We start from the raw sequence: 7,583 nt of genomic DNA, 5'->3' as shown, positions 1-7,583 counted from the left end.
TGTTGAACGCGTGATTGCTGTCGGTTGTGGCCTTGAATTTACGCGTCCTGACAACTCGTATGCCATTCTCACGCATCAGCCGACCAATCCGACGATGGCCAACGTTTAACCCCAGCTCCTGCAATTCGTGAGTCATGCGCGGTCGGCCATAGCTTTGCAGGCTAAGCCGGTGCTGGTCCCTGATATGCGCCAAAAGCACCATGTCATCACGCTGACGTTGACTGATGGAACGGGATTTCCAAGCGCGAAAGCCGCGAGAAGTCACCTGCAAAACACTGCAGAGAAACTCGATAGACCAGATCTTCTTCCAGGTGTCGACAAAGGCAAACCTCACGCCTTTTGCCCTGCGAAGAAGATCGTCGCCTTTTTTAGGACCTCCCTCTCCTCGCGCAGAACCCGGTTTTCCTTGCGCAGGCGGGCGTTCTCTTTCTCTACATCTTCATGTGGGCCAGACATCAGGTCGTCGTTCTGGTGTTGTTGAACCCACTTGTTCAGGGTCGAAACGCCAACCCCCAAATCCGACGCAATCCGGGGTCGCGTCAGGCCGCTGGTCGTTGCAATGCGAACCGCGTCACGCTGGAATTCTTCGCTGTATCTTGGTGCCATTTCTTGTCTCCTTCATTGCGAATATCGCTCGAAAGAGACCGGAACTAAATCGGGACAAGACCAATCGCAGCCAAAACTGCCTGTGGAAAGGCCAACTATTTCGCCGCTTTCGCCTTGGCGTCTTTCGCCACTTTCACATGGCGCGCCAGATCCTGGGCGATGGCAAAAGCGCCCTTGATCTTGTCGCTGTCGCGTTTCCAGTCCCGCTGCACCACGATCTTATTGTCGCGGATCTTGGCCAGCCCGTTCTGGTCATGCACAAACTGCACCAGCCCAGCCGGATTGGCGAATTTGTCGTTGTGGAACTGAATCGTTGCCCCACGCGGTCCGCCGTCCAACTTGGCAATGCCAGCGCGTTTGCACATCGCTTTGATGCGCACGATCAGCATCAGCGTATTGACCTCTTTTGGCAGTTTTCCGAACCGGTCAATCAACTCGGCAGCAAAACCTTCCAGCTCCACTTTGGTTGTCAGCGTGGACAGGCGGCGATACAGCCCAAGCCGCACATCCAGATCCGGCACATAGACCTCCGGGATCAACACCGGCACGCCCAGTTTGATCTGCGGCGCCCATTGCCCGTCGTCATCCAGCAAGCCTTCCAGCTCGCCCGACTTGATCTTGGCAATCGCCTCCTCCAGCATCGACTGATATAGCTCATAGCCGACCTCGCGCACATGTCCGGTCTGCTCTTCGCCCACCAGATTGCCGGCGCCGCGAATGTCCAGATCCTGCGACGCGATGGTAAACCCGGCCCCCAGCGTGTCGAGCGAGCCCAGCACCCGCAGCCGCTTTTCTGCGGTCGGTGTCAAAGGGTTGCGCGGTTTTGTGGTCAGATAGGCATAGGCGCGTGCCTTGGAGCGCCCGACCCGGCCCCGGATCTGATACAGCTGCGACAGCCCAAACATGTCCGCCCGGTGAATGATCATCGTATTGGCGGTCGGAATGTCGATGCCGCTTTCAATGATGGTGGTTGCCAGCAGCACGTCGAACTTGCCGTCATAAAACGCGTTCATCCGCTCATCCAGCGCGCCCGCCGCCATCTGGCCATGGGCTACAACCACTGAAACCTCGGGCACCTGATCGCGCAGAAACGCCTCGATCTCGGGCAGATCGGTGATGCGCGGCACCACAAAAAACGACTGCCCGCCGCGGTAATGTTCCCGCAGCAAAGCTTCGCGCAGAGTGATGGCGTCAAATTCGCTGACAAAGGTGCGGATCGACAGCCGGTCCACTGGCGGCGTGCCAATTATCGACAGATCCCGCACGCCGGTCATCGACATCTGCAATGTGCGCGGAATGGGCGTTGCCGACAGGGTCAGCACATGCACGTCCGACTTCATCTGTTTCAGGCTCTCTTTGTGGCTGACGCCAAAGCGCTGCTCTTCATCCACCACCAGCAGGCCCAGGTTTTTGAACCGCACCTGTTTGGCCAGCAGCGCATGGGTGCCGACCACGATATCCGTGGTGCCGTCCGCCAGAGTTTCGCGCGTCAACGCCGCTTCCTTCGTGCTGACAAACCGCGACAGCGTCCGCACATTGATCGGAAAGCCACGAAAGCGTTCGGAGAAGGATTTGTAATGCTGCCGCGCCAGCAAAGTGGTTGGCGCGATCACCGCCACCTGAGCGCCGGACATCGCCGCCACAAAGGCCGCGCGCATCGCCACTTCGGTCTTGCCAAAACCAACGTCACCACAGATCAGCCGGTCCATTGGCAAACCCGCGCTAAGATCTTCCAGCACGTCCTCGATCGCCGACATCTGGTCTTCGGTTTCCTGATAGGGAAAACGCGCCGAAAACGCGTCCCACATGCCCTCGGGCGGCTCCATGATCGGCGCTTTGCGCAGATGGCGCTCGGCGGCAATTCGGATCAGCTTGTCGGCAATGGCGCGGATGCGTTCCTTGAGCTTGGCCTTCTTGCTCTGCCACGCACCGCCGCCCAGCTTGTCCAGCAGGCCCTCGTCCTGACCATAGCGGCTGAGCAGCTCGATGTTTTCAACCGGCAGATACAACCGGTCGCCGCCGGCATATTCCAGCAGGATACATTCATGTGCGGCACCAAGCGCGGTGACGATCTCAAGACCGCGATAGCGCCCGATGCCGTGCTCTACATGCACCACAAGATCGCCCGCACTCAGGCTGCGTGCCTCGGTGAGGAAATTCTCCGCCCGGCGCTTTTTGCTCGGCCGCCGGATCAGCCGGTCCCCGAGCACATCCTGCTCGGAAATCACCGTCAGCGCCTGGGCTTCAAAGCCGTGTTCCAACGCCCAGACCGCCAGAAATACGCCGCCCTTGCCCTCGGGCATGTCGCGGAAATCGGCAATCTCAACTGTGCCGCCGAGCCCCTCATCGGCCATCAAGCCGGAAAGCCGCTCCCGTGCGCCCTCAGAATAAGAGGCAACCACCACCTGCCCGGCTGCACGTTTTACTTCGACATGTTCTTTCAGGGCACTGAACAGGCTGACATTTTCCATCTGACGCTCAGGCGAGAAATTGCGCCCGATACGGCCGCCCGCATCAATCACCCCAGGGCCGGACGCTTGGGCAAACGGATGCAGATGCAATACCCGTCGCCCGGAAATTGCTGCATCCCAGGCCGCGTCATCCATATAAAGCAGACCCGGCGGACAGGGTTTATAGACCGAATCCAACCGCTTTTTGGCCTTTGAAGCGATCTGCCGCGTCTCGTACTGGTCGACAATACTGTCCCAGCGCGCCAGCCGCAGCGTTGCGTTCTGATCATCGAGGCTGATGCTCGCGTCGGGCAGATAATCAAACAGCGTTTCCAGCTTCTCATAGAAAAACGGCATCCAGTGCTCAACACCCTGGTGTTTGCGCCCCGCCGTCACCGCCTCATACAGCGGGTCATCACTGCCAGCGGCGCCAAATTCGATGCGGTAATTCTGCCGGAACCGGGTGATCGCCGCTTCTTCCAGCAATACTTCCGACACCGGTGCCAGATCAATCTGCTCGAGCGTCCTGGTGGTGCGCTGGGTGGCGGCATCAAACTGGCGCAGCCCGTCAAGCACGTCGCCAAACATATCAAGCCGTACCGGGCCGCTTTGACCCGGCGGATAGATGTCAATAATGCCACCCCGGATGGCGTAATCGCCCGGTTCCATCACGGTGGGCGCCTGGGAAAACCCCATACGCACCAGAAACTCCCGCAAGGTGGACTCATTGATACGTTCGCCGACCCGCGCCGACCAGGCCGCCTGACGCAGCAAAGCGCGCGCCGGCAGTTTTTGGGATGCCGCCGACAGCGTCGTCAGCAGGATAAAGCGCCCCTTTAACGCGCCGCGCGCCAGCGCCGCCAGGGTGGACATGCGTGCAGCGGAAATATCGGCATTGGGCGACACCCGGTCATAGGGCAGACAATCCCAGCCGGGAAAGGTGATCACCGGCACGTCGGGCGCATAAAACTCCAGCGCCGCCCGCATGGTCGCCAGCCGTTTGTCGTCGCGCGCCACATGCGCCACGGGCAGGCCGGTCTTTTGCATTTCTTCAATAAGCAGCCGGGCGTCAAAGCCCTCAGGCGCGCCGCCGACGCGAATATGTCTTGATGTCGGCACGGCTCAGCCTCCCAGTGGTCCGAGATTGAGGTTTTGATTCATGCCCCAGATCGCAGTGACAAAGATTGAGACCATGCCGATGATCTGCACATAAAGCCGGTGACGTGCCAACCGGGCATGCAGCGCTTCGCCGCTGAGCTGCAACTGCGTGATCATCCGGGCGGTGAACAGGCTCAGCAGCATCACCCCGGAGAGCGGCAACGCCAGCAGCACCAGCGCCTGGGCAAATTCGACCCCGTACCAGAAACCCAGTACCAGCAGCGCGCTCAGCACTGCCGAGACCAACGTCAGCAGCCACAACCCGGCCACCTCACCGATATATTGCAGCCGGTTACAGTTGATGCGCACCAGCAACTCCAGATCCTGCGCCGCATCACCGCCTTTGCGTCGTGCCCGCAGCACCAGATCAAATGGCACCCCGATGACAAAGTGAGACGCTGTTGACCAGGTCACGGCCAGGGCGATCCAGTACCAAAGATTGGAAAAAGACCGCATATCAATCGCTTCGAAAATTGTCTCATATAGATCCAAGACCTGTAATCCTTCTGCGGGTTTGCCTCTGGCACTGCTTTTTCATGACAGTAGCTCTGCCGGGGTCAAATGCCCAGAGGGGCCGGCGCAATTTTAGCCGCAGCGCAGGAGTGCGCCGGCGCGCATGGGCGGGCCTGGCGCGACGACATAACCGCTCCATCCAGCCACACCTTTTCCCATTTTGCCGCGCCGCTCTGCTCCGGCCGCGCCGCCCTCACCGTTGCGCTCTTGAGCCGGCGCCAAATCCATGTCACCAGTGAGCACCAGCAGGAGAAAGACACCATGGTCCAGAGCATCGCCCCCTTCCCTTTGAGCCGCCCGCGCCGCCCGCGCCAGTCCGAGGCGTTGCGCCGGTTGACGTGCGAGCACAGCCTCTCCACCGCCGATCTGATCTGGCCGGTGTTTGTACGTGACGGCGAAAACGCCCGTACACCGGTGGTCTCGATGCCCGGGGTAGAACGTCTTTCAGTGGATCTGGTGGTGCGCGCCGCCGAAAAAGCCGCCCGCGCCGGCATCCCGGCAATCTGCCTGTTTCCCTATACTGATCCGGCGCTGAAAACCGAAGACTGCGCCGAGGCCTGGAATCCGGACAACCTGTCCAACCGGGCGATCCGCGCGATCAAAGCCGAAGTGCCCGAGATTGCCATCATGACCGACGTGGCGCTGGACCCCTATAATATCAACGGCCATGACGGTTTTGTAGAGGACGGCAAGATCGTCAATGACCGCACGGTTGAAGCGCTGGTGAAAATGACCCTGGCCCAGGCCGAGGCCGGTGCCGATATCATTGGCCCTTCGGATATGATGGACGGGCGCATCGGCGCCATGCGCCGGGCACTGGAAGCCGCCGGGCATTTTGATGTCTGTATCCTCAGCTATTCCGCCAAATACGCCTCCGCCTTTTACGGCCCGTTCCGCGATGCGGTTGGCGCCTCCGGCGCGCTCACCGGCGATAAAAAGACCTATCAGATGAATCCGGGCAATTCCAATGAGGCGCTGCGCCTGGTGGAACGTGATCTCTCGGAAGGTGCCGATATGGTGATGATCAAACCCGGCATGCCCTATCTCGACATTTGTCGTCGGGTCAAAGACCGGTTCGCTGTGCCGACCTATGCCTACCAGGTCTCCGGCGAATACGCGATGATCCAGGCTGCGGCGCAGAACGGTTGGGTGGATGGTGACGCGGTGATGCTGGAAAGCCTGCTGGCGTTCAAACGCGCCGGTTGTGACGGCATCCTGACCTATTTTGCGCCAAAAGCGGCAGAATTTCTCAACAGATAAAACGGTTTACCCCTACCGGGGCGGGCGGAAGCCCGCCACAGGGCTCAAAGTACGGATGACAGTGCATTCCGGGGCGGGTATACTCGCCTCACAACCGCCGGAAAAGGCGGGACAAGGCACTCAGGCAAGACAAGGAAATCCTCATGAGTATTCTGAACAGACGCGGCGTTCTGCTTGGGCTCGGCGCCACTGGCGTGGTCGCGGGCTGCAGCAATGCACTGGGCACCAACGGTGCCGCCAAAATCGACGCCCGGGTCAACGCGACCATGAATTATCTCTATTCCACCCAACCCGGCACCCGCGCCCTGCGCGACAAATCTGCCGGAATGCTGGTGATGCCGGTCGTCACCGAAGTCGGCTTTGGTGTTGGTGGTTCTTACGGGCGTGGCGCGCTGCAGATCGGCGATGTCACGGTCGATTATTATTCCGCCGCCCAGGCGTCAATCGGCTTGCAGCTCGGCGCCCAGCAATATGCCCACGTGCTGTTTTTCATGACCGAAAGTGCGCTGTCAGGTTTCCGGAGATCACCGGGCTGGGCCGCGGGTGCGGACGTGGAATATACGCTCAACAATCAGGGTGAAAACTTCTCGGCCGAAACCACAACCTCGTTGTCACCGGTGATTGCCGTGGTGTTTGGTCAGGCCGGGCTGATCGCCGGTGCTTCGGTTGAAGGCACCAAATATACCCGGATCATCCCCTGATCCGGCCACAACACTCCCACGCCGATGACCAGTCGGATGCGGTGGCCCGCGCCCGGGCGCAGCGACCTTTCGAGCGGTTTTCCCTGCCGCGGCCGTGGCACGCCTGTGCGCTCCAGGGTCGCGCCGGATGCATGCTGTGCGCACCCGGCATCAATGACAGCCCCGGCGCGTGAGCCAGGCGCTGCTTCATATCGGTCTGCTTGCCGCCGGCACTTCCCGCCGTATGCTGGGCGCGGACAAACTCATGCAACCCGTTGGCGACACGCCTCTTTTGCGGCAACAGGCCCGGCGCTGCATCGACAATGATCTGCCGGTCACCGTGGCACTGCCGCCCGGTTTTGCCGCGCGCAGACAGGCGCTTGAGGGGCTGGATCTGCGGCAGATCACCGTCACAGCCGATCCGCCAGGCATGGGTGACAGCATTGCCGCGCTGGCCCGCGATCTGATCGCGCGCGACACCAGGGCAGCGCTGCTGCTGCTGCCGGCGGACATGCCCGAAATTGACCTGCAGGACATCAAATCCATTGCCGCGGAATTCGCCCGCCAGCCAGATCAGCCGCTGAGAGCCACCTCGGTCAATGGTCAGCCCGGTCATCCGGTGGTGTTTCCCGCCCGGATGCTATCCGGTCTTGCCGCGCTTTCCGGCGACCAGGGGGCGCAGCGACTGCTGAAACAAGACCCGCCCCGGCTGATGGCTCTGCCGGCAGATCACGCGGTCTGCGATCTTGATACGCCGCAAGACTGGGCGGCCTGGCGGGCGCGCCAGAGTTAAGCCATCCGCTCGGAACAGGTTCAGAAACCGCAGGCCTGAAACGCCGGTGTCCGTTGCGCTCGCTCTGCGGTTCGTTTTCCAAAGTCTGCGGTCTGCGGTCTGCGGTCTGCGGTCTGCGGTCTG

General features: G+C 60.8%; 7 protein-coding genes. 3 read left to right on the top strand and 4 right to left on the bottom strand.

Going from position 1 to position 7,583, the window contains the following annotated elements:
* The 4 genes from DWA01_RS19825 to DWA01_RS19810 all read right to left on the bottom strand — a co-directional run.
* A partial coding sequence (locus tag DWA01_RS19825; RefSeq protein ID WP_136057632.1) for an IS3 family transposase occupies positions 1–334 on the bottom strand: 334 nt, incomplete at its 3' end.
* Positions 331–606: a transposase gene (locus tag DWA01_RS19820; RefSeq protein WP_114283652.1), complete on the bottom strand. Its 276-nt coding sequence runs from the start codon at positions 604–606 to the stop codon at positions 331–333. The genes DWA01_RS19825 and DWA01_RS19820, both read right to left, overlap by 4 nt.
* 95 nt (positions 607–701) lie before the next feature.
* Positions 702–4,175: a transcription-repair coupling factor gene (gene mfd / locus DWA01_RS19815; protein WP_235008630.1), complete on the bottom strand. Its 3,474-nt coding sequence runs from the start codon at positions 4,173–4,175 to the stop codon at positions 702–704.
* 3 nt (positions 4,176–4,178) lie between these two features.
* Entirely contained in the window at positions 4,179–4,706 is a 528-nt protein-coding gene (locus DWA01_RS19810; protein ID WP_114287543.1) for a component of SufBCD complex, read from the bottom strand.
* Between the two features lie 282 nt (positions 4,707–4,988).
* On the opposite strand from DWA01_RS19810, the gene hemB reads away from it, so the two are divergent.
* The 3 genes from hemB (at position 4,989) to DWA01_RS19795 (ending at position 7,460) form a co-directional block, all read left to right on the top strand.
* Positions 4,989–5,987 carry a porphobilinogen synthase gene (gene hemB / locus DWA01_RS19805; RefSeq protein WP_114287542.1) on the top strand — a complete coding sequence of 333 codons (999 nt, stop codon included), beginning with the start codon at positions 4,989–4,991 and terminating at the stop codon, positions 5,985–5,987.
* Between the two features lie 143 nt (positions 5,988–6,130).
* Positions 6,131–6,688: a lipid-binding SYLF domain-containing protein gene (locus DWA01_RS19800; RefSeq protein WP_114287541.1), complete on the top strand. Its 558-nt coding sequence runs from the start codon at positions 6,131–6,133 to the stop codon at positions 6,686–6,688.
* Positions 6,689–6,857: 169 nt separating this feature from the next.
* Complete coding sequence (locus DWA01_RS19795) at positions 6,858–7,460, top strand: nucleotidyltransferase family protein (RefSeq protein ID WP_114287540.1); 603 nt, start codon at positions 6,858–6,860, stop codon at positions 7,458–7,460.
* The last annotated feature ends 123 nt before the right edge of the window (positions 7,461–7,583 follow it).

The sequence above is a fragment of the Candidatus Halocynthiibacter alkanivorans genome (assembly GCF_003333265.1).
In the GTDB taxonomy this organism is placed as follows: domain Bacteria; phylum Pseudomonadota; class Alphaproteobacteria; order Rhodobacterales; family Rhodobacteraceae; genus Halocyntiibacter_A; species Halocyntiibacter_A alkanivorans.
Note: the sequence above shows the minus strand (reverse complement) of the source record. Positions and strands in the feature narration are given on the sequence as shown.

Bases quoted from the DNA above. Each gene is read 5' to 3' on its own strand.
- DWA01_RS19800 (WP_114287541.1), top strand. From the start codon at position 6,131: ATGAGTATTCTGAACAGACGCGGCGTTCTGCTTGGGCTCGGCGCCACT.
- hemB (WP_114287542.1), top strand. From the start codon at position 4,989: ATGGTCCAGAGCATCGCCCCCTTCCCTTTGAGCCGCCCGCGCCGCCCG.
- DWA01_RS19820 (WP_114283652.1), bottom strand. From the start codon at position 606: ATGGCACCAAGATACAGCGAAGAATTCCAGCGTGACGCGGTTCGCATT.